This window comes from Mycobacterium sp. IDUB_36, assembly GCF_055419225.1.
Genome location: NZ_JBVAXH010000001.1, coordinates 1,517,443 through 1,538,954 on the forward strand (window position 1 = coordinate 1,517,443; position 21,512 = coordinate 1,538,954).

The 21,512-nt window shown below is 62.4% G+C and carries 14 protein-coding genes; 7 read left to right on the plus strand and 7 right to left on the minus strand.

What is annotated here, in order from left to right; all coding sequences use genetic code 11:
- Positions 1–38: 38 nt before the first annotated feature.
- The 4 genes from ACZYW1_RS07440 to ACZYW1_RS07455 form a co-directional block, all read right to left on the minus strand.
- Positions 39–902: a protein NO VEIN domain-containing protein gene (locus ACZYW1_RS07440; protein WP_463784543.1), complete on the minus strand. Its 864-nt coding sequence runs from the start codon at positions 900–902 to the stop codon at positions 39–41.
- A 149-nt stretch (positions 903–1,051) separates the two neighbouring features.
- The gene (locus ACZYW1_RS07445; protein ID WP_463784545.1) at positions 1,052–3,991 is read right to left on the minus strand and encodes a Z1 domain-containing protein; all 2,940 of its coding nucleotides are present in this window, start codon (positions 3,989–3,991) and stop codon (positions 1,052–1,054) included.
- A complete protein-coding gene (locus ACZYW1_RS07450) occupies positions 3,988–4,977 on the minus strand; it encodes a PD-(D/E)XK motif protein (protein WP_463784547.1) in 990 nt (329 codons plus the stop codon). The genes ACZYW1_RS07445 and ACZYW1_RS07450 overlap by 4 nt, the downstream gene beginning before the upstream one ends.
- Entirely contained in the window at positions 4,974–6,506 is a 1,533-nt protein-coding gene (locus ACZYW1_RS07455) for an ATP-binding protein (RefSeq protein WP_463784550.1), read from the minus strand. Before ACZYW1_RS07455 ends, ACZYW1_RS07450 begins: the two co-directional genes overlap by 4 nt.
- Before the next feature lie 371 nt (positions 6,507–6,877).
- On the opposite strand from ACZYW1_RS07455, the gene ACZYW1_RS07460 reads away from it, so the two are divergent.
- The 3 genes from ACZYW1_RS07460 to ACZYW1_RS07470 are packed head-to-tail and all read left to right on the plus strand — an operon-like array spanning position 6,878 to position 10,582.
- Entirely contained in the window at positions 6,878–8,818 is a 1,941-nt protein-coding gene (locus ACZYW1_RS07460) for a hypothetical protein (protein WP_463784552.1), read from the plus strand.
- Entirely contained in the window at positions 8,815–9,774 is a 960-nt protein-coding gene (locus tag ACZYW1_RS07465; protein ID WP_463784554.1) for a hypothetical protein, read from the plus strand. Before ACZYW1_RS07460 ends, ACZYW1_RS07465 begins: the two co-directional genes overlap by 4 nt.
- The gene (locus tag ACZYW1_RS07470; protein WP_463784556.1) at positions 9,767–10,582 is read left to right on the plus strand and encodes a DUF6339 family protein; all 816 of its coding nucleotides are present in this window, start codon (positions 9,767–9,769) and stop codon (positions 10,580–10,582) included. The genes ACZYW1_RS07465 and ACZYW1_RS07470 overlap by 8 nt, the downstream gene beginning before the upstream one ends.
- Before the next feature lie 19 nt (positions 10,583–10,601).
- Here ACZYW1_RS07470 and ACZYW1_RS07475 read toward each other — a convergent pair whose 3' ends face one another.
- A complete protein-coding gene (locus ACZYW1_RS07475; protein WP_463784558.1) occupies positions 10,602–10,982 on the minus strand; it encodes a very short patch repair endonuclease in 381 nt (126 codons plus the stop codon).
- Between the two features lie 104 nt (positions 10,983–11,086).
- On the opposite strand from ACZYW1_RS07475, the gene ACZYW1_RS07480 reads away from it, so the two are divergent.
- Entirely contained in the window at positions 11,087–12,184 is a 1,098-nt protein-coding gene (locus ACZYW1_RS07480) for a DNA cytosine methyltransferase (protein WP_463784559.1), read from the plus strand.
- Positions 12,185–12,309: 125 nt separating this feature from the next.
- On the plus strand, positions 12,310–13,140 hold the full coding sequence (locus ACZYW1_RS07485; protein WP_463784561.1) for a NaeI family type II restriction endonuclease: 831 nt from the start codon (positions 12,310–12,312) through the stop codon (positions 13,138–13,140).
- 57 nt (positions 13,141–13,197) lie between these two features.
- Here the strand turns inward: ACZYW1_RS07485 and ACZYW1_RS07490 are convergent, their stop codons facing one another.
- On the minus strand, positions 13,198–15,840 hold the full coding sequence (locus ACZYW1_RS07490) for a GH92 family glycosyl hydrolase (RefSeq protein WP_463784563.1): 2,643 nt from the start codon (positions 15,838–15,840) through the stop codon (positions 13,198–13,200).
- A 592-nt stretch (positions 15,841–16,432) separates the two neighbouring features.
- Here ACZYW1_RS07490 and ACZYW1_RS07495 point away from each other — a divergent pair.
- Positions 16,433–17,890 carry a DUF1254 domain-containing protein gene (locus ACZYW1_RS07495; protein WP_463784565.1) on the plus strand — a complete coding sequence of 486 codons (1,458 nt, stop codon included), beginning with the start codon at positions 16,433–16,435 and terminating at the stop codon, positions 17,888–17,890.
- On the opposite strand, the gene ACZYW1_RS07500 is transcribed toward ACZYW1_RS07495, so the two are convergent.
- Positions 17,887–18,828, minus strand: coding sequence for a class I SAM-dependent methyltransferase (locus tag ACZYW1_RS07500; protein ID WP_463784567.1), 942 nt, complete (start codon positions 18,826–18,828; stop codon positions 17,887–17,889). The genes ACZYW1_RS07495 and ACZYW1_RS07500 overlap by 4 nt on opposite strands.
- A 286-nt stretch (positions 18,829–19,114) precedes the next feature.
- Between ACZYW1_RS07500 and ACZYW1_RS07505 the strand changes: the two genes are divergently transcribed.
- Positions 19,115–21,490, plus strand: coding sequence for a lysylphosphatidylglycerol synthase domain-containing protein (locus tag ACZYW1_RS07505; RefSeq protein WP_463784568.1), 2,376 nt, complete (start codon positions 19,115–19,117; stop codon positions 21,488–21,490).
- Positions 21,491–21,512 lie beyond the last annotated feature (22 nt).

The following is a 21,512-nucleotide window of genomic DNA, read 5'->3' on the forward strand; positions in this document are numbered from 1 at the left end:
GTCGGTCTACGACGCATCGCGTATCGCGACAAAGGCTCTCAATAAGCCCCTGGGGACCGCGGATACCCTTGAAAAGCAGTAGGTTCCAAGTGGCACTGACCCTTAAGGCTTCCCCGAAGCTCGTAGAATCCGTTAGATTGCGAACCGAATCGGAAGAGTCGGGCGAGAAGGTACTGCTGCTCGTAGTATTCGGACGCGGTGACTTCGTTTTGCGAGATAAAGAAAGGCGTGTGGCGCGAATGCACCGTCGTTTTGACCTCGATGAAGCGTTCGGCTCCATCATTGTCAAATGACCGCACGTCGTAACCCAGACCGTCACCTACCGTCTGCGAAACATGTTCAACTCTCCGCGCAAGGTCGCGAAGGCCAAGTGATTCCAGTCGCTGCTTCTCATAAGCCACCACTGCTTTCTCGCCGTTTAGCCCGAGCCGACGGCTACTCGCATCTCGTGACGCATAGTCCCGCTTGAAACCTGTCTTGCGCGGCAGCCAAGAGGATCTCTCAGGGGGATCGAATTTCGGCGGATCAACCCGCGTGAGGTCGACGACCGAAACAGACGCACGCGAAATAAGTTCGTCAGCACAACGATTTTCGAGCAACTCTATCTCCGAGTCAGCCGTCAGCTGTCTTACCACTTCATCCCTTAACCCGGCCTGAACGTTGCTCAGCGGCTTGTAACCGTCGATGAATATCCAGCCGCTCTCGGCGAGTACCGCACTGATGTTCTGGTATTTGCGCTCAACCGCGCCCGGGCTTCGATCGTCAAGAAGTCCTCGGAGCCTCGCATTTTCGTGCTTCTTGATGTAATCCACGCCGGCAAGCTCCAACTTAAGCATGGACAGATAGCTGGCGACGGTTGCCTCATTTTCCGCCTGAGACCAATTTCGTTGTGGGGCAGTCATACTCTCCTTCGCATCACCTCGTGGAATGCTGGCTGTTCCCGACCGAACATGTAATCGCATCCACCTCTTTCAACTCCCTCGGGATACGCCATGCCGTTGTGACACCTTCCCTTCTGACCCACCGATGGCAAGCCACTCAGAGTAGTCGCCTACACGCCCGTCGGTCCCTTCGCTGGCGGCAGACTGTTTTTTGGTCGATCCACAATAGGCTTATTGGATTTGCTGTCTTTGGCTTTGAATTGGACGACTCGCCCGTCGCCGGTTCTTGCCGTTGCGGGCGCGAAGATCGTGAAAGCGAGGATGATCTGTTCTGGCTGTTCTGTCGTCGTGATCGGATAGAGCAGGATTGCACCGCGGTCATCGGCGACATAAGAATCGATGCACGCGTCGCCATAGGTGGCAATGGCGCCAGCGACGCGCGCGGCGGCGAAACGGTGCTTGGGGTCGCTGATCGCACCAAAGAGCGGGTCTCGGCGACGTTGACGTGAGAAGACAGAGCGCTCGCCGATTACGTCGAGCGCTTGATGTGCGTTCCGCTGCGGTGCGATGAGCACCCAGTCGTGCACAAGATGCGGTGTGATCTCTTTCAGGTAGGCGAGATCGGGCCGGAATCGATCCCCTTCCCAGATCAGCTGTCGAAGGACCTCCAAGACCGCGGTCGATGACTCGATGCCGATGAATGCATCAAATTGTCCTGCAGCGGTTTTTTCCGCCACGGCCGGGAATGCCAACGTCTCCGCGGTATCGGCTTTGCCGAACAGCGGCGCCGCCACGGCGTAGTTTGCGGCGATTGCCTGGGGATCTTTGGGATAGGCGGTCGGCTCGATGGGTTGGCCTGGTGAGCGGCGGATGACCAGTTCCGCGTTGAACATTTTACTGGGCGCTGTAGGCGGGATGAGGTGCTGGCTAACCAGTGGAGGTATGTCGCGGGGCGTGATCTGGCGTTTGCCGTCGACCGGTTTGCTGTAGCGCTTCAACTCGTCGCGGAATGCCCGCTCGTCCAGCTCTGCGGCGGTGAACATCTCGTAGAGGTCGTGGGTCTTCTTGCCCTGTTGCACGGCGCGTCCGATAAACAACCGCACCAGATCGGTATAACCGCGCCGGAAGCCGAACCAGCGACCCATCTGTAAGAGAGCGTCGGCCCAGCCGGTGCGGCGCAGGTAATACGAGATGGTCAGGCCTTCGACGGTGAAGCCGCGGCTGAGTTTTGAGCCACCGACCAAGATTCGCCATACGGGCTGTGAGAAGTCCAATTTTTCTTGTTCGATGGTCGTGTCGCTATTAACTACGAGCACGGGGTTGCCGTTGCTTTTTTGAATGTTCTGAAGGGCGAGACCAATATATTTTTTGAGCTGTTCGTAGTTGTCGGGAAAAGGCATTTTCGGTGCTCGCGCCTCGTGCACGGGACGGAAGTCATCCTTGAGCAAATCTGAGAGGCGGGTTTTGGACGATCCGTCTGCATAACCTGCGCCAGCCCATAGCTTTTTAATCTGGTCGGCCAGAGCGGACATATCTTTCATCTTGACCGACTGATGGACGAGCATGGTGTGGTGCTCGAAACGTAGCGATGGTTTTCTGTCGGCTCGGAAAAGTTTGATGGCGCCGGTAAGTAAAAACGCGTCGAGTGCGCGCCTTAGTTCGGCTTCCTTGTCGTCGACAGTCTTGCCTTTGAGGTCGCGCACAAACGCTTTCTCATTAGAATTCGCGTAAGTTTTGTCGCTCTCATGCTCAAAGACGACGTCGAGGTCAAGGAAGTCGGCGCCGCCCATGTAATCGGCGGGACGGTCCAGACCGATCAGAAAATTTGTGGGGAAGATGTCGTCGATGTCGCTAGGGTCGACGAATACGTTGGCGAATGGTGTTGCGGTGTAGCCGATGTACTGTGCTCGCGGAAGTAGATTGAGCAGGGTGGTAATCTGTTCGTTGATCGCGGAACGATCCGGTTTCTCGTCTGCCCAATCGTCGGGATTAGTGGTGTTCAAGGAAGCTTGGTCCGACTCATCGTCGATAATAAGCGCGGGAATTTGGCTCAGGTTCATTTGAATTGATTTGAGATTTTTGTTCAGGTCTTCTAAAACAAATTTGTTTTTTTTCACCACAGCTAAGCGGGCGCTGCTGTTATAGAGGTTTTCTTTAGCGTAGAGTGGTTGCTGTTTGTAGGGTTTCTCGAATTCGAGGGCCGTGATACCTGCTTTGAGGTTTCGGTAGTCTGATCCGTGAGATGTCAAGCGTATGATGTCGGGGAATCCGTGTTGCGACGGCCTGAAACCGAAGGTCAGAAATTTCCCCGCAAGACGGTCGGGATCGGTGAGGTAGTCGACGTCTTTAGAGTCGTCCAGAGTTGCGGGATCAGCACCCAAATAGATGTTGTCGGTGCCGACCAATTCCTTATCAAGTCGGCGCTGCGTCTGCTGTCGGAGGATGTCGGTCATGCCTGCGAGGACAATGATCAGCCGGTAACCCGCGTCGATGGCTTTGGCGATCACTCCGGTGTAGTTGGCTGTTTTGCCGCTTTGTACGTAGCCGACAACGATGCCCTTGGCTTTTTGTCCTTCTGCTGGGTTGGTGGGGTCGGCGATCTGGCCGACGACATCTGACGTGGCCATATCGAGCTTACTAACGGCCTCGGCGTCCCAGCCGTGACTGAGCAGATATTTCCGGTAGGCGTCCCAGTAAAAGGTATGTGCCGCTTGGACTTTGGTGGTGTACCACGGTGCGATCGCCTGGTTTGTGATGACGATCGTCTCGTTGCTGATGCGCGGAAACACTTTGTCGAACGCCGCAGCGGTGATGTTGTCGAGTCCGAGGAGTGCGTAAACGCGGTCGCGGCGTTCATCGCTGTGGGCGGCGGTGTCGTCTGCCCAGGCGGGCGACTCGTCGTTATCCCAGACCGCGATAGCCATGTGAAGCAGTGTGCGCAGTTTGTCATCGATCCCGGCGGAGTCGAGGTAGTCGATGAGCGCCGCCGGCGAAACGTCAGGAGGCGGCGACCCCTTTCTGGCGTGAAACTCCGCGGTCTGGGTGAGCGATTCAGGTTCCTCGCCGTCCATGCTTTTGACGGCTTTGAGGTAGGCCTCGCAGAGGTTCATGGGGAGCTCTTTTTCTCAGTCAGGGCGTGTAGCACGTGCGGCGCATCGGGCGCCGGCGGCAATCCGTCCAGGCGGACGGTGTAAGAGATTTGCTCGACTCGATTCTCGGCTACCCCTGCGCCGGTGAGGCTTTCGGGCGTGAGCCGCGGAAACGTGTCGTCGACTCGGTAGCAGGCGGGCTGCGTGCGCAGTGTGAGTAGTTGGAAGGTGTTCGTGGGCTGGGTGTGACGATATTTCGCAGCAGAGATGCGCTTTTCGAATCGTGCCCGAAGTTCTGCGGGTAGCGCGCTGGAGATGCGCGCGATGAGATCGGGAAGGCGAGTGCCATCCGCTGCGCCGGCTCCTGTGACCTGTATCGACAGAAGCCAGAGCGGGCGCTTTGCGGTGGGCACCAGCTGGGTTATTGATCCGATCCAGTGCCGTCGTGTCTCGGCAGTCGTGGTTTTGACTTCGACGTCGTCGTCGACGAGTCCGAAGTCGTGTTCGTCATGCTCATCTCCTCCGCGCCAGGAATCGAGCGCGGTTAAGGCATCGGTCTGTTCGATAAGTGTTGCCAGGGTGAGTAATTCGCCCCACAGGCCGATCTCAGCGCTGTGCGGCATCCGGGACTGGGTGCTGAGAAGCTCGTGATAGGACGTGAGCGCGGTGTGCACCGCGTCTCCGAAAGTCAATGAATCGAGCTGCACAAGGTCGGCGACCTGACACAGCAGTGGGTAGCTTTCGCGGAAAAAGCCGGCGCCGCGCACACGCAGGAACGACCAGTGGTGTCCTTTGTCGAAGCGCCGGCCGGTATCGATGTGGACATAGTCGGCGATATCGGGGGGTTCCACTCCGTCCCAACTGATTTCGAGGCGTAATTCCTCATGAGCCGGGTCGGTGATCAGGCGTGTGTCGGGCGACCCTTCGATGATGTGGGCCGATAGTGCCTGTGTTGCAACGTATTCATCGAGAATCTCAAGTGGAAGGTGTCGCGCTGGATTCGTCACGGCAGTTCCTCCCGGGCGGCGGCGGTCAGTAGCGCCTGCCACAGCTCGAGACTGTCGCGTTCTTCGGCGCCGAGGCGTGAGCCGTGGAAGAGTCGCTCGACGAGAAGGAACAGCAATGTTTTGATGACCGGGTCATCGTTCAGTGACGACCGTTCTTGGTTGCCGGAGGGCGGTTTTCGATAGTTCTTATTCAGGCGGATGACGCTGTTAACGCGGTCGATCGAGAAGAACGTGTCATCGGGAAAATTCTCCCAACGCAGATCGACCTGAGCGAGACCGGGGATGGATTTCAGCTCGTGCTGAAAGGCTGCGCGTAGCTTTGGGGGCACGCCCTTGCCGAGCGGCGCGATCGGCGCGCGCTGGCGGGTCCGTTTGTTCGCCTGCCGGAAGGCCTCCGACGCCGCATCAACGTATTGTTCTAGGGTTGTGCCGTCGGAGGCGAGCGCGACCTGCATGGCGGTGGTGAATGCCGCCGCTGTCTCCACCCTTGTTTTCTCCGGATTCATCAGGTAGACACCGGAGTTCACGAATTTGTCCTCGAGGTCGATTCGAATTCGGGCCAGTTGCAAGGCTTTGCGTGGCACTTCCAGACCGTTCCAGCCACCGGCTTGAACAAGTCGGTCGCGGCGGTACAGGTAGAGGCCTTGGTGTCGCTCAGGCGCTTCGCCGAACAGACGAAACTGCGGTAGCTGGGAGCGGCCAGGCCAGATGTGGCACATCGCGCGAAGTGCGGTGCCCTGGATTTTTCCGCGGAGTTCCTTCGGGTAGGCGGTCCGACCGGTGCGCGGGTAGTCGAACGGATCGATGGGCTGGACCTCCATGAGAGGGCCGGTATCGCCGGAGCGCGCGTCTTGGACCTCAATTCCGATTCTGAGGCCCGAGCCGTTGATGATCCGATGGAAAATCAATCCGAGGTGCTGTTGAAGGCGGTTGAGCGCATCATAGATAAACCGTTGGGCAACATCTTGATTACTGCCTGACGGCACGCCTCTGAGCTGGTCCCACCTAACGACGGTGCGCATTTTGCGACCTTCGAATGGCCACGACTTGCTCAGCTCGTGTTCGCAGAATACGGCGTCGACGACGTCGATGGTGAACGATTGGCTGGCTTTGGCCTGGAGCCAACGCCGACCCACCGGGTCTGATTTCTTAGCGTGTGAGATCAGCGTCAGACTGTCTGCTTGCGAGAACGACGCGGCTTTAAGCCCCAGCCCGAAGTGGCCGAGCTCGGACTTTCCGTAGCGTCGCACACCGCCGAATCTCATAGCCGGATCGATGTCGGTTGCGCTGATGCCGCGTCCGTTGTCGACGATGTACAGCGAGGTCAGCCGATGCTTGTTGATCACGAATCGAATAAGGACTGCGCTGGCGTCGGCGTCGACGGAATTGTCGACGAGGTCGGCGATAGCGGTCTCGAGCCGGTGGTTACGGCTGATCGAGTCGACGACGTGGGGGTCCGGGGGAAGCCGGTGTGAGCCGCTGATGGGTATGTCGCGCTGCCAGTCCGGCTCGGAGGGCTGCGAAGTCATTCATTTGACTCAAGCACGCTAGTCCTTGTGGATGCAAGGACTTCCTCGCCGATTACGCCGTGCATCAAGGATCTGAACGCCATGATGATCCGGAACTCCGAGGCCTCTGTAACGCAAAGCCCGAATGTCTTCGCGTCTCGCTCTCTAGAAGTTGGTCATCGATCACCAGCCGAGTGATGAAGTTAGTCAAGGATCCGTCCTTGCCGCATCGCCGTGGCCAAGTGAGCTCATCAGCTAGCCCCGCCTGGATCTGGCAGGCGCGCCCCAATGTTTGGTCTCGAACGTTAATCGGAACTAGCAATAGGGATCGCGTGACACGGGCCGCACTCAATTGTCATAGTTTTTCCGGACGGTAGCGAAAGGACGAACGATTGACCAGGTGGCAGTGGGAGAAGCAGAGTCGCCGCTACGGCAATTACGGCAACGCCAACCAATGGACCGTGAATGCAGGTTTCGCCTCGCTGGCGCGCGAGAGCGCTCAGAACAGTAATGACGCCCGAATGGACGGATCGAAGGCGGAGTTGGTCTACACGTTCTTGATGCTCTCCGGTAAGGCGCGCACCCGCTTCGAGGAAGCACTGCGATGGACCACCGAACTCAGGCCCCACCTGACCGCGATGGCGGACGCGTCGGAGGGCGCGGTCACCGCGGGCCAGCTGCAGTCTGGACTCAAAGCTGTCGAGTCGTCGGATTCTCTTGCGCTGCTGCGTATCTCGGACTACGGCGCTCGGGGCTTGACCGGCCCCGAGTTCGCCGAGGGCGACGTCGCCGATTACGGCAACTTCATCAAGTTATGCCGCCTCGACCTGTACAGCGGCAAGGACCGAGCCGCCGGCGGATCGTTCGGCCTTGGCAAGGCTGTGTACTGGCGGTTCTCACGGCTGCAAACGGTTTTATTCAACTCCACGATTTCGGCCGCTGAAGCAGTGGATGGAAAGTTTCGTAACCGACTCATCGGCGTCAATCAGGGGGTGGTCCACCAACTCGACGGGGTGAATTATCAGGGCCGCGGGTTCTTCGGGGCTCCGGACGGCAACGGTGACGTCGCCTCGATCTGGCAGAACGACGACCTCGTCGCGCGGTTGCAGCTGGGCCGCACGGACGATCGTCCCGGCACGTCGGCCTTGCTGCTGGGTTTCTACGATCCCGACGAACCCGAGAAAGGTCTCGGCGACATTTCCGAGTTGAGGACGTTCGCCAAGAACCTCGGCGATGCGCTCGAGGAGGATTTCTGGCCGCTGCTCACGCGAGGACGCCTGACAGTCCGTATCGAGGTCAGCGACGGTGAGAAGTCCGTTTACGAGCGGACAGTGGATCCTGAGGACCGGTACACGGAGTTGACGCGCGCCTTGCGGAAGTTCGACTCCGGCGTCGTCGCCGACGAGCTGGATCAGGTCGGCGACGTAGTCGTCCGCGATGTGCCGATCACGGTGTCGGCATGCACCGACGCCCACGATCGCCACCCCAGTTTCGAGCACATAGCCAAATTGGTCGTGACATTGTCCGACGACCAACCGGACTCGCTGGAGAACAAGGTCTGCCTGTTGCGCCAGCCCGAGATGGTGGTCCAGACCATCGAGAAGAGCTTCGAGGGACGCACCTATCACGCATTCCTGTTGGCGGGCGCGGCAATTCACCCCGACAACCCGTCGTTGAATGAATCGCGGGCCGATGACTTCCTCCGGTTCGCCGAGCCACCGGCGCATGACCAATGGATCCCGCGCAGCGGGCGTAATAAGACCTCGCAGGCCAACCTGACCGCGCATTACCGGGCACCGTGGATTCCTAACCTTCGCAACATCCAGACCGCGATCCTCGATCGGTTGTTCACGCTGTTCGGCGCGCCTCCGGTGGCCGAAGACCAGCCTCCGAAAGCCATCTTCAATAACCTGGCTTTCCTGCGTGGCGACGCGGGTACCGGTGGACGCGGTGCCGCGGCGCCCCACAAACCCGATGTCCGGATCCAAAGCGCGCGAGTGGTCGACGGGGTCTGGCAGATTACGTTCGAGTTGCGGGCAAAGAACCGTCCCCAGGGCTGGGTAATAATCCCCAGACTGGCGTTCGTTGGTCTCGACGGGGGCCACGTCGACATCGGTTGGCAGACCTTCGACGTAGATGACCATGGCGAGGTGGATGAGCGGGGCGCCGTGATTCTGCGCGGCAGACCTCGGGGACGGATTCTGAATGCCACGGTGCGCGCGATGAGTGTGAGTGACCTGCCGATACCGGCGGCCGAATCGGCTATCGATGTGCGTGTGGCGCACGCCGACATCGCGCCCCCTGTGCCCGCTAACGGCGAGGCAGCCCAGTGACAAGGTTCGCGTGGCCGTCTTACCAGGATCCGTGGGAATGCATCGTCACCGGCATCGAACTCGATGGCACGGCGGGAGCAATCGAGATCAACGGTGACCACTTTCGCATTGATGCCTACGATGCGCCCTGGCAGCTGGCCGAGCTGGAAGTGGAGGTCTGCACCGGTGAGGCTCCGCCAGCCGGTCTAGCCGAGCTCAGAGCCCACGTGCTGCTGTCGTGTCCGGCCACTCAGGTTCGCCGTTCGTATCCGCTCACACTCAAGAGCACCAACTCGAACGTGACATTCACCGGGACACTGCGGATTCCGCGCAACGCGGTCGCTGGCAAAGCGGTTCTGACGGGTCAAGTCGTCGGCTCCTACGACGGGCGTGCGCGGGTCGTGGGGTCGACAGTCCCCTGGGGCTTGATCGTGGATAAAAGCGAGGCGCCTGAGCGGCCGGGGGTGCCGCCATTGAAGACGGTCTGGATCGACTTCGCGGACTCCGACTCACCCGCCGAGGCGCGCAGGCACAGCGAGGCGCACGCCTACGTAGATGTCGCGGCTTCGCCGCCTGTGCTCTATCTCAACAAGGGCATCGACGGGCTGCAGCTGCTGATCCTGTCCAACTCCGCCAAACTCGAACGGCGCCGACACCGAGACCTGCTGGGAGCGTCGATCGCTCGGTACGTCGCCGGCGCGTTGTTTCGTGCCGCGTCCGAACAGGTGATCGCTGACGGCCCGGACGAGCGGCCCGACGGGCCCGCCGATCGTGTGTTGCGCGATATGTGCGAGGCGGTCGCAGCGGAACTTACGGCCACCGAGACGGTGGGCGATCTGTACGAAGCCCTCGCCGAACTGCGAGAGGGAACTGCGGTCACCGCCTCGTTCTGGGCCGACGTCGACCTGGCCTTGGACCGCATGACCGGGCTGTCCGCGGCGATCGCCCGGATATGTGAGGAGGTCAAGCATGTCTGAGGTTCTACGCCTACTGCCGCGGAAGTTGGACGCCGATGAGCGCGCCGAGATCCTCGCGGACCACGAATCCGAACGGCTCTCGACACCGGTCGATCGGATGACCGGGCGCCCACCCGAGCTGGACAATCTCGACTCCTTGATGTCGTGGACTCATGAACGTCAGCGGGAGGCGGCGTGGCCGGATCGCGCTGTGAGCGATCGCTGGTTGGCGCCACGCATACACCACGCACTCAGACTCTTTCGCAACGAAGCCGCCGACCGCGGGGTGTGGCAGTGGGTCGCACTGCGCTACCCCTGGTACGTCGAATGGCGATGGAGCGACGCCAGCGCCGTCGTGGCCGAGGACAGGTGGTGGGGTCCGATTCACAAACAGGCGTTCGCCCGGCTCTGGTGGGGCGGAGAGATCTTTCGCGACGGCGCCGACTACCGCCCCGTCGAGCGCGCGTTCGTTCTACAGGACCTGCCCAACAGCTACCTACACCGCCCGGTGGTCCGCTGCCGATCGCTGGCGCTAGCGATCGTCGATCGACTGCACGATTCGCCGTCGACCAGCTCGCGGCAGGTCAACAAACTGGCGCGGACCCTCAACCTCGCGACGGCCGGATCGCCCCCTGAGGCTGAAACCGGCTATCAGAGCGACGATCTGGATTCTTACACCACGTGGGTGCTCTCCGAAAAAGACAGCGTCGCCGACTGGAACCCGCTGCCCTCCGGACCACCCGCCAGTGACACCACGGGGGCGTCTCGATCTGGTGGCGGCACCGTCGTCGATCGCGGATGGAAATACGCGGGCCTTCCCCAGAGCTAGCCGCGACGGTCGGGCCAATCTAGGTGGCCCTGCGGGCGTGCACGAGATCGCGAACTCTCTCGGCCGCCTGCCGCGGGTCTTCGTGTTCCCAGATACGAACACTGACCCACCCCGCCGCTAGCAGCTTGCTGTCGGTGTCGCGGTCGCGCGCTCGATTGCCGGCGACCTTATCCGCCCAGAACTGCGCGTTGGTTGCCGCAACAGTGTGGTGAGTTGGGCAGCCGTGCCAGAAGCACCCATCGAGGAATACCGCCACCCTGGCCCGGGTGAAGACTAGGTCGGCGGTACGTCTCACGGATGCCAGAGGACGGGCCGATACTCGGTAACGCAGTCCGAGCGCATGCACTGCGCGCCGCAGTGCCAGCTCAGGTGCGGTGTCTCTGCCCCTGTTTGACTGCATGCTGGCTCGCACCGCCGGCGATCGAGCCCACGAGTCCGCCACACGGCCAGATTAGAGCGGCGCGCCAAGCGTGTGCTGTCGGTGGGTTTGAATACGATACGGGCGTGGTGAAACGGTTGACGATGATCGACCTCTTCGCAGGTTGTGGCGGCATGACCGCCGGTTTCGTCGCGCACGACTTCGACCCGGTGCTGTCCGTGGAATTCAATCTGCATGCGGCCGCGACGTACGCCGCCAACTTCGGCGAGGACCACACGATCTGGGGCGACATCAAGTCGATTACCCGAAGCCAGATCCCAAGCGCCGACGTGGTGATTGGTGGACCTCCGTGCCAGGGATTCTCCAACCTTGGATCGAAGGACATTGACGACCCGCGTAATCAGCTTTGGCGCGAGTACTTAAGGATCGTCGGCATCGCCAGGCCGAAGGTGTTCGTCATCGAGAATGTCGATCGCTTCAAGAAGTCGCCAGAGTTCGCACTCCTGCTCGACGAGACGGAGAACGGTGCCCTCAAAAACTACACGTTGAGTTACGACCACCTGAACGCAGCCGACTTCGGTGTCGCCCAGCGGCGGATCAGAACCATCGTTATCGGTTCCCGTATAGGCCCTATAGAACTGCCGAAGGCTACCCACGCCAGGAATCCAGCTGCAGATTCCGCACTCCGGCGGTGGAATGGCACTAAGACGTGCATCAAGGGGCTGCCAGCCCGACCTTCAACCACCAGCTTGCCCGCAAGCACTACCAAGTTCTTCGGGGAGACAGTTCCCGGCATCTTCAAGGGACGCGACCTGCACATCGGCCGCAACCCGACGCCGCTGTCGCTGCAACGTTACGACCACGTTCCACCCGGTGGTGGGCGTTTCGACGTGCCCGATCACCTCCTGCCGCGATGCTGGCGCGAGAAGCGTACCGGCACAACGGATGTGATGGGTCGGATGCAGTGGGACTTCCCGTCGCACACGATCCGCACCGAGTTCTACAAGCCCGAGAAGGGTGCGTACCTTCACCCGCAGTGGGATGCGCGCGGGCGCAACCGGGTGAACCGGCCGATCACCCACTTCGAGGCGGCGCGACTGCAGGGATTCCCCGAAGACTTTTTGTGGTGCGGCAGCAAGATTGAGATCGCACGCCAGATTGGCAACGCGGTGCCGGTCGGCCTGGCCGATGCCATCGCGAAGCACCTCAAACCGCACCTATGAACCATCCGCGTCGTCCTCGACTCGACATCGGGTTTCCGCCCTCTGGCGACGCGCAACCCGATCCTGACTTGGAGCGGGTTCTTCACTGGTTCGCCGAACGACCCGACTGCGTAAGCAGATTCGGAATGTGCATTCGGACTGCACTCGATGAGGTAATTGATACTCCACGAACCCGGCGGTGGGATCTGCGGTCATGCGGCACTCAGGAAATGGCCTACGTCGGGGTGAAGCTTGAGCACGTCATCCGGGAAGAATTCGACCTTGGTCGGGTTCAGCCGAGGAAGCCTGATTACTGCATCGACGGCGTCTATGTCGACTGCAAATGGACAAAAGACTGGGGAAAATGGTCGATTCCGACCGAGGCCATCGGGCACATCTGCTTACTGGTCTGGGCGGCCGATCACGACCTTGAGATGGCGGTGGGACTAGTCCGCATCAGACGTGAGACGCTCACTGCCGGCAAGGGAAATAAAGACAGCAAGCGGAATATCAGGGCGGCAGCGAGAGACGAGATACGTTGGCTTACAAAGTCGAAGCTGCTCCCTGAGAACTTCATCCTGCATCTCCCGTCGCGAGATCGCGACGCGATCCTGAGTCACCGCGGCGGCGATGCGCGGGCGAGGGAGCTTTTCTCACGATGTGACGGCGTAATCATCAGGCGCCACACCCTGGAGTCGATTGGCCAGCAACGCGATGATATGCGCCGATTCAGGGGAGAGACCCGACGGCAGTTACGCGAAGACGGCTTCGAAGTCTTGAACGGGCACTGGAAGCCCAATCGAGCTCTAGCGGCGAGGCTCGGTGGCCCGGTTCCAACGAATAGTGACGAGTGGGTTTGTCTGCACGCCGATGGCTCGTCGCAACGTCGCTGGGAAGCCAAGCAGGCTGCGCGCAATGGAGCGGTGCGTTCAGATTTCAGTGACTCCCAAGAACCGAAACTCTTCAATCAAGAGTAATCGCCCAGAGCTTCCTGGTCGTAGTTAAACTGGACCAGGTTCGCTCCGAATGACCAGTCACCCACTCACCGACCAACCCTCCCCCGCCGCCACCAAGAGCATGAACGTCCGCTCCCCCTTGCCGGCCTTCGTCGTCAGCGTCAGCGGGTAGTACCCATCCCGCACCGACTCCGCCACCTTGATCGTCACCGTCGACGTTCCGGCCCCGTCGTCAGTGAATTTGCCCGACACCGACTCCACGGAAATGCCACGCTCAGAGGACTTTCCGCTGATCTGGTAGTCCGCCGGTCCGTCGATCATTCGCTGCACGTTGACCGTCACATCCGTCGACGTACCGGCGTCCATCGCGACCACCGAAGGCGAGACGTTGACCGTCACTGCCAGACTCCCCGCACCGAATGACGGCGGCGCTGAGGAAGCGGAAGTCCCCCACGACTTGTTCGGCTTCGGCGACAACGAAAACGCCAGCTCGCCGCCGCCAGCAAGCAGTAACTCCGGAAGATATGTCGTGTCGGTCGACCGACCGTCAATGTGCAGGCCGGAAATGTATTGCATCCGATGATGCCCGGACGCGCCGGGCGCGGAAACCCGGATGAATTTGTGTGCGGGCAGCGCGATTTCGACCTTGTCGAACAGCGGTGTGTTCACCGTCAACACGGACGTTCCAGGGACAAAGGGATACAGGCCCAGCGCCGACCAGACGTACCAGGCCGACATCGCACCCAGATCGTCATTGCCGGGCTCGCCGTCAGGCGTCGGACTGAACAGCTCGCTGCGCACCTTATCGACCAATTCCTGTGTCTTCCAGGGCCGCTCGATGTAGTTGTACAACCAAGGTACCGAGAAGTTCGGCTCGTTGCCGGCCCAGAGATACGGCTCCACCGGGCCGACATTCAGCTTCGAGGTGAAGGTGTCCAGTCGCTCCGAGACAGCCGAAGGCCCGCCAAGAGCGGTCACCAGGCCGGCGACATTCTGGGGCACGTACCAGACATACTGCTCGGCGTTGCCCTCGTCGAAACCGACCTGGCTGAAGCAACCCTTCCCCGGCGGCACCACCGCCGGCCCCTCGGGGAAGAAGCCCAGCGAGTTGCGTGGCTGGATGGAATGCGTGGTCGGATTAAACAGGTTCTGCCAGTACTGCGAGCGATCCTGGAAGTCGCGTGCGGCATCGGAATCGCCCAGTGCAGAGGCGAATTGAGAAATTGCGAAGTCGTCGACCGACCACTCCAGCGAGATCGACGCCGCGGGGAACGACCCGTGGCACGACGACGACGGCAACGGCAGATACCTGCGCTTCAGATAAATGTCGACCGCCGGCCGCTCGACGTAGCCGTTGCGGCCAACCCCGCCTTCGGTCGCCGCGTCGAGCATGAAGTGCAACGCCCGCCGGACGTCGAAGTCTTTGGCGCCGAACGCATAGAAGTTAGCGATCAGCGGCACCACGCTGTCACCGGTCATCTCCGCAGTCGCGGTGTTGGCCAGCGCCCACCGCGGGAACGACCCACTCTGCTCGGCATCGTTGACCAACGACTGCGCCATGTCGCTGGCCTCGCGCGGAAACACCATCGCCTGCAGTGCCGCCACCCCGCGGTAGGTGTCCCAATCGGAATAGTTCGCGTATTGGGTGTGGTCCGGCGGCACCTGATGGATCTCGCGGTCGAACCCGATGTAGCGGCCGTCGACGTCGTTGAACGTGTTGGGGTTCAACAGCGAATGGTAAAGCGCGGAGTAGAACGTGACGATGTCGTCTTCGGTGTAGCCCGCGACCCTGATCCGTGACAGCGCGTCGTTCCACTGCCGCGATGCAGCGGCGCGGATGTCGTCAAAACCGGCCGCTGCCTCGTCGAGATTCTTGCGGGCCCCGTCAATGTCAACGTACGACAACGCCGTTCGCACTTCCAGATCAGAACCGGCATCGAACTCGACATATCCGCCGCTGGATCCCTGGTAGCTCGAGTAGGCGCTGCGGCCCTCGGGGAAGACGTCGTAGCCATCCCAGGTGCCGAATGCCTTGAACGGCTTGCTGAACTTCATCACGAAGTACACCGTGTAGACGTTGTTCTTGCCGCAGAAGCCACCGCTGGTCGCCGATCCGGTGATCGTGGCGTTATCGTCGTCGATCTTGATGTTCGCGGCTGAGGTGCCGCCGAGCGAGCCGCCGGGTTGCACGAAGAACCGGGCCGCACGACCGCTCGGATAGTGGAACCGCCCCACGCCGGTGCGATTGGTGGCGGTGAGCTCGGCCGTCACACCCGCGGACGGCAGGCGGACCGTGTAGTAGCCGGGCACGCCGCGCTCGTGTCGGTCGTGCGCGATCTCCTCCGAAGCCTTCCACGGTTCCGAGCCGACGGGGCTGGTCGTCGGCAGCATCGAGATGTCCCCGAATGCCGGGCAACCCACCGAGGCGTGGGTCATGCTGAACCCGCTCGCGCGCCCGTTGGAGTGGCTGTAGCCGGCGTAGTTGCCGACGGTGTCCGGCGAATACTGGACCATCCCGAACGGCACCGACGGACCGGGGAAGTTGTTGATCTCGCCGACGGTTTTGCCGCCGTTGCCGGTGCCGATCAGGGTGTCGACGTGCTCGACCGGGTTGGCCACCATCGGCGGCGGCTCGTACGACGTGGGTGTAGCGCTCACCAGCATCGCGCTGACCAGCACGGCAGCAGCGATAAATGCCACGGCACCTCGACGTGACCGCATAACCGAATTCTGCTCCTTGGCGGCCGCTTCGTGTGGGAGGCAGACCGGTGGGGCGACCCAACCAAGCAGTGCAGAATTCACGTCGTGTCGGGACCGAACACAACGACGCGGGCGTAGCCCCCAACATGGACGCGCCTGACTATCCGGTCACGAACTGGGATTACGGGGTAACTAAATGAGGAAAGATCAAATCGCCCTCGCCGCGGAACTTCTCAACATGGATCCGGTGCTCGCCGAAAGCCGGGCCTACGACGCGCGGGACGGAATTATCAGAGTCTCCAGCGACATTCGAGGTCTGGGATCTGTACTCATAGGCCCTGATCTGTCGGCGATGTTTTTCCCGTCGTCGGTATTCCCGGAGCAGGCACTCGAAATTTGGGACACGGGCAAAAGGACACCGAGAGAATCCTTCGACGTCCTGCACGTTGGCCGAGACGGAACGCGCAGGCCGCCCAGTCGGGGCTAGGGACGACCCTCTGCTGAACACCGTCTAGCGGCGGTGGCGGCCGATGATTGGGCAAGGTGGCCACGTCGAAGCACCACTTCGGCCGGCAATCGCGCGCCCCGCCTGAAGGCATGAAAGTATCCGAATATGCGATCAAACATCACCCGGGTCGGCGCGCTGCTGGCCACCTTGATGCTGATCACGTCCTGCGGCGGTAACGACGAACCGGCCCCGGCGCCGAAAGCGCCTGCGGCACCGGTCTTGTCGCAGTCCGAGGCCACCGACATCGCGACTGAGGCCTACGCCTACGCCTATCCGCTCGTCACGATGGAATACACCCGCCGCGAATTCACCAACGTCCCCGCCGGCGAGGACGCCCGCGCTCCGATGGGCCAGTTCGCCCGCCAGCGCACCTACCCGACCGCCGCCTCCCACACCACCGCCGTCCCCAACGCCGACACCGTCTACACGCAGGCCTGGTTCGATGTCTCGAAAGAACCCTGGATCGTCACCGTCCCCGATATGGCCGACCGCTACTTCCTGTTGCCGATGTTGGACGCCTGGACCAACGTCTTCGCTTCGCCGGGCACCCGCAACGGCGGCGGCAAAGCCCGGACGTTCGCGATCACCGGCCCCGGCTGGCACGGGGCCTTACCGAAGGACGTGCTGGAGTACAAGTCGCCGACGTCGTTGGTGTGGCTTCTCGGCCGCATCTACTGCTCGGGCACCCCGGAGGATTACGACGCGGTGCACAAGCTGCAGGACGAGATCACGGCGACTCCGCTGTCGTCGTTCGGCAAGCCCTACCTGCCGCCGATCCCCCAGCTGACCGCATCGGTGGACATGACGACGTCAGTCCGCCAACAAGTGAATGCCCTTGGCGCGCCCGAGTTTTTCAAACTGTTCGCCCGCCTGCTCAAGACCAACCCGCCGGCCGCGGCCGATGGGCCGATGGTGGCCAAGCTCGCCAGAATCGGCATTGCCCCGGGACAGGACTTCGACCCGTCCAAGCTGCCCGCCGATGCGAACAAAGGCCTGGCTATGGCGCCAAAACTCGGACAGGACAACATCTCCGGCTGGCGCGAAGACGGCGTGGTCGCCGGTGACTTCGTCTTCAAGAACGGCTGGGCCTACACGATCAAAGCGGGCAGCTACGGCACCAACTATCGCCAGCGGGCCTTCGTCACCCAAGTCGGCGTCGGCGCGAACCTGCCCGAGGACGCCGTCTACCCGACCTCCGACGGCCCCGACACCAAGCAGAAGTACAGCGGCGCAACCAAATACACCATGCACTTCGACAAAGGTCAGCTACCGCCGGCGCGCGGATTTTGGTCCTTGACGATGTATAACGGCGACTACTTCTTCGTCGAGAACCCGCTCAACCGCTTCACGCTGAGCCCGCGCGACAAGCTGGTGCCCAACCCGGACGGCTCGACCGACCTCTACATCCAGGCCGACTCCCCCGGCCCGGACAAAGAGGCCAATTGGCTTCCCGCACCCAAGGATCGGTTCTCGCTGATACTGCGGCTCTACTGGCCGACCGAGAAGAAGCCGTCGATCCTGGACGGGACCTGGCACATCCCTCCGCTGAAGCCAGTCCCCTAAGACACTCGGGCGTCGACGAATTCGTTGCCGGGCACCAGATCGGCCACCGCATCGTCGGCGCTGCGGCCGTAGCCGGCCATCAGGTCGGCAGCGGGCGTCACAGTCACCTCGAAGCCGTGGCGGGCGAACCACTCGCCGACCCGTTCGCGGTCTTCGAAGTACCACAGCTCGTCAGTCCTGGGCACCTCGCGGTCCGTCTCCGTTTTGGCCAGCACCTCGCGCACCCGATCCATCCGCTCGCGCCGCTTGGCCCGCAAATCCTCGTCGTTGAAGGTCGGCCCCAGCGCCTCGACCGCTACCCGGCTGCCGGGAGCCGCCAGGTCGGCGATCCGCTCGAACAGCAGCTCCTGTGCCGCGTTCGGCAGGTACGGCATCAGCCCTTCGGCCGACCACACGCTCGGCTGTGACGGGTCAAAACCGGCCTCCAACAATGCCTTTGGCCAGTCGTGGCGTAGGTCGACGGCGACGGCAGTCCGGTTCACGGCCGGCTGCGCGCCAAGGTCGGTCAGCGTCGACAGCTTGAAGTCCAGCACCCGGTCCTGATCCAGCTCGTAGACCGTCACGCCGTCGGGCCACGGCAGTCGCCACGACCGGGCGTCGAGCCCCGCGGCCAGAATGACGGCCTGCGTGATGCCCGCCTCGGCCGCGTCGAGAAAGAACGTGTCGAAGAACTTCGTCCGCGAAGCCATGTAGCCAACCATCGCGTCCATCTGCAGCGGCAACTCGGGCACAGCCTCGACGACCTCGGCCGGTAGCTCTCCGCCGGCGTGCCAGTTCCACACCCCGTCGCCCGCGGCGTCGAGAAAGACCCGCGCGTACGGGTCCTGGATCAGCGGATCGGCCCGCTCGGTCTCCGAGGCGCGCGCCGATGCCACCCCCAGTGCCGTCGCGCCGACGCTTTCGGTGATTTCCCAGGAGTCGTTGTCCGTTCTCGCCATGACTCGAAACTACGTGAGTCGGCTAGGTAGTCGCTGTGCGTTGTCCCGGCAGCCACATCGGTCACTGGCTCTGGGGTGGGCAGCTCGGGCTGGTAACGACCTGGTGATATCGCATGTGAGCACGATTCCGGAACACTGTTGTGCCCGGACCCTGATGCGCAGGTGACAGCTGTGACTCAGCATGGCATCGAAGCGGCCCGCGACCCCCGGCAATCCGGCTATCGGCGGAGGTCACCGGTTATGTTGTCCGCGGAACGCTGACAGACGCCGGAGGTCGCCTCAAAGCATGCACGTCGACGGTCGCGAGGTCAGGGTTTCCGGCAGCCTGCTGCAGCCGCTGACTCGCCGTACCAACGACATGCTGCGGGTGGCCCTGTCGGGCGCGCTGCTGGCGGCCGTCATCACCAGCTCGCTGATCACCCGTACCCGGTGGGACGGGCTGGAGATGTCCATCTCCCGGATCATCGGGGTGCTGACGCCGACCCAGTCCGACATCGTCTACCTGGTCTACGGCCTCGCGGTGCTGGCGCTGCCGTTCATGATCCTGTTCGGTCTGATCCTGGCCCGGCAGTGGCGGCTCCTCATCCCCTACGCCGCCGCGGCCCTGATCTCCGTGCTCGCGCTGTCCATCACCGGCACCGGCCTGGCCGCGCCGCGGTGGCACTTCGACCTGAACGAGCGCCTGCGCACAGTCCTGGCCCAATTCCTCGACGACCCGCGCTGGATCGGCATGCTCGCCGCCGTGCTGACGGTGTCGGGACCGTGGCTGCCGGCCCGCTGGCGGCACTGGTGGTGGGCGCTGCTGCTGGCCTTCATCCCGATCCACCTTGTGGTCAGCGCGATCGTGCCGGCCCGCTCTCTGCTGGGTCTTGCGGTCGGCTGGTTCGTGGGAGCGCTGGTGGTGCTGGTCAGCGGGACGCCGGCACTCGAGGTGCCGCTCGACGGCGCGGTACGGGCGATGGCCAAACGCGGCTTCGCGGTCGACGAGCTGCGGGTGGTCCGCCCCGCCGGCTCCGGCCCGCTGGTGCTGTCGGCCGTCACCACCGACCCGGACGAGAACGCCGTTGTCGAGATGTACGGGCCGCATCAACGCAGCGGGGGCGCGCTGCGGCAGGCGTGGCGCATCATGCGGCTGCGCGAGAACGAGACCGCTCCCCTGCAGGCCTCGATGCGACGCGCTGTCGAGCACCGGGCACTGATGGCCATCGCGATCGGCGACCTGGGTGTCGCCAACACCACGACGATCGCGGTCGGCACCCTGGACCGGGGCTGGACGTTGTATGCGCACAAGCGAATTCGCGGCGGCCCGCTCAAAGAGTGCTACAGCTCGATACCCGCGGCCGAAGTGTGGGAGTCGCTGCGCAAGCTGCAGGACCATCAGATCGCGCACGGCGATCTGCGCGACAAAGAAATCACCGTCAGCAACGGCGCGGTGTTCTTCGGCGGCTTTGGCAGCGCGGAATACGGTGCCACCGACAACCAACTCCAGGGCGACATCGCCCAGCTGTTGGTGACGACGACCGCGCTGTACGGCGCCGAGGAAGCCGTCGCCGCTGCGATCGAAGTGCTCGGCCGCGACACCGTGTTGACCGCATCCAGACGGCTCACCAAAACGGCTGTGCCCAAACACGTCCGGAACTCAGTCAACGACCCGAAATCCGTCATCTCACGCAGCCGGGCCGCGGTGATGCGCCAAACCGGCACGGAGAAGATCAAATCCGAGACGGTCACCCGGTTCTCCCGCAGCCAGCTCATCCAGTTGGTACTGCTGGTCGCGCTGGTGTACGTCGCCTACCCGTTCATCAGCACGGTGCCGACGTTCTTCAACGCGCTGGGCAAGGCCAACTGGTGGTGGGCGCTCCTCGGTCTCGCCATCTCGGCCTCCACGTACGTGGGCGCCGCGGCCGCGTTGTGGGCCAGCGCCGACGAGTCGGTGAACTTCTGGCGTCTCTCGATTGCACAGGTGGCCAACACTTTTGCGGCGACTACAACGCCGGCCGGCGTCGGCGGACTCGCGTTGAGCACCCGCATCCTGCAGAAGAGCGGGCTCAGCACCACCCGTGCCACCACCGCCGTCGCGCTGCAGCAGTCGATGCAGGTGATCATGCACGTGCTGCTGCTGATCCTGTTCAGCACCGTCGCGGGCGCCGGAACCGACCTGTCGCACTTCGTGCCGAATTCGACGGTGCTGTACCTGATTGCCGGCGCGGCACTGGGCCTCGTCGGCGTATTCCTGTTGGTCCCCAACCTCCGGCGCTGGTTGTCGACGGCGGTGACACCGAAGCTCAAGGAGATCACCACCGACATCGTCGAGGTGGCGCGCGAGCCCAAGCGGATGGCGTTGATCGTGTTGGGCTGCACGGGGACGACCCTCGGTGCGGCATTGGCGTTGTGGACCAGCGTCGAGGCGTTCGGCGGCAGCACGAGTTTCGTCACCGTCACGGTGGTGACGATGGTCGGCGGCACGCTGGCTTCGGCCGCTCCGACGCCCGGCGGGGTCGGCGCCGTCGAAGCGGCCCTGATCGGTGGCCTCGCCGCGTTCGGCGTCCCGGCGGCCGTCAGCGTGCCTTCGGTGCTGCTGTATCGGGTCCTGACCTGCTGGTTACCGGTCTTTATCGGCTGGCCGGTGATGCAGTGGCTGACCCGCAACGACATGGTCTAGCTCACACCATGGCTGGAATTAC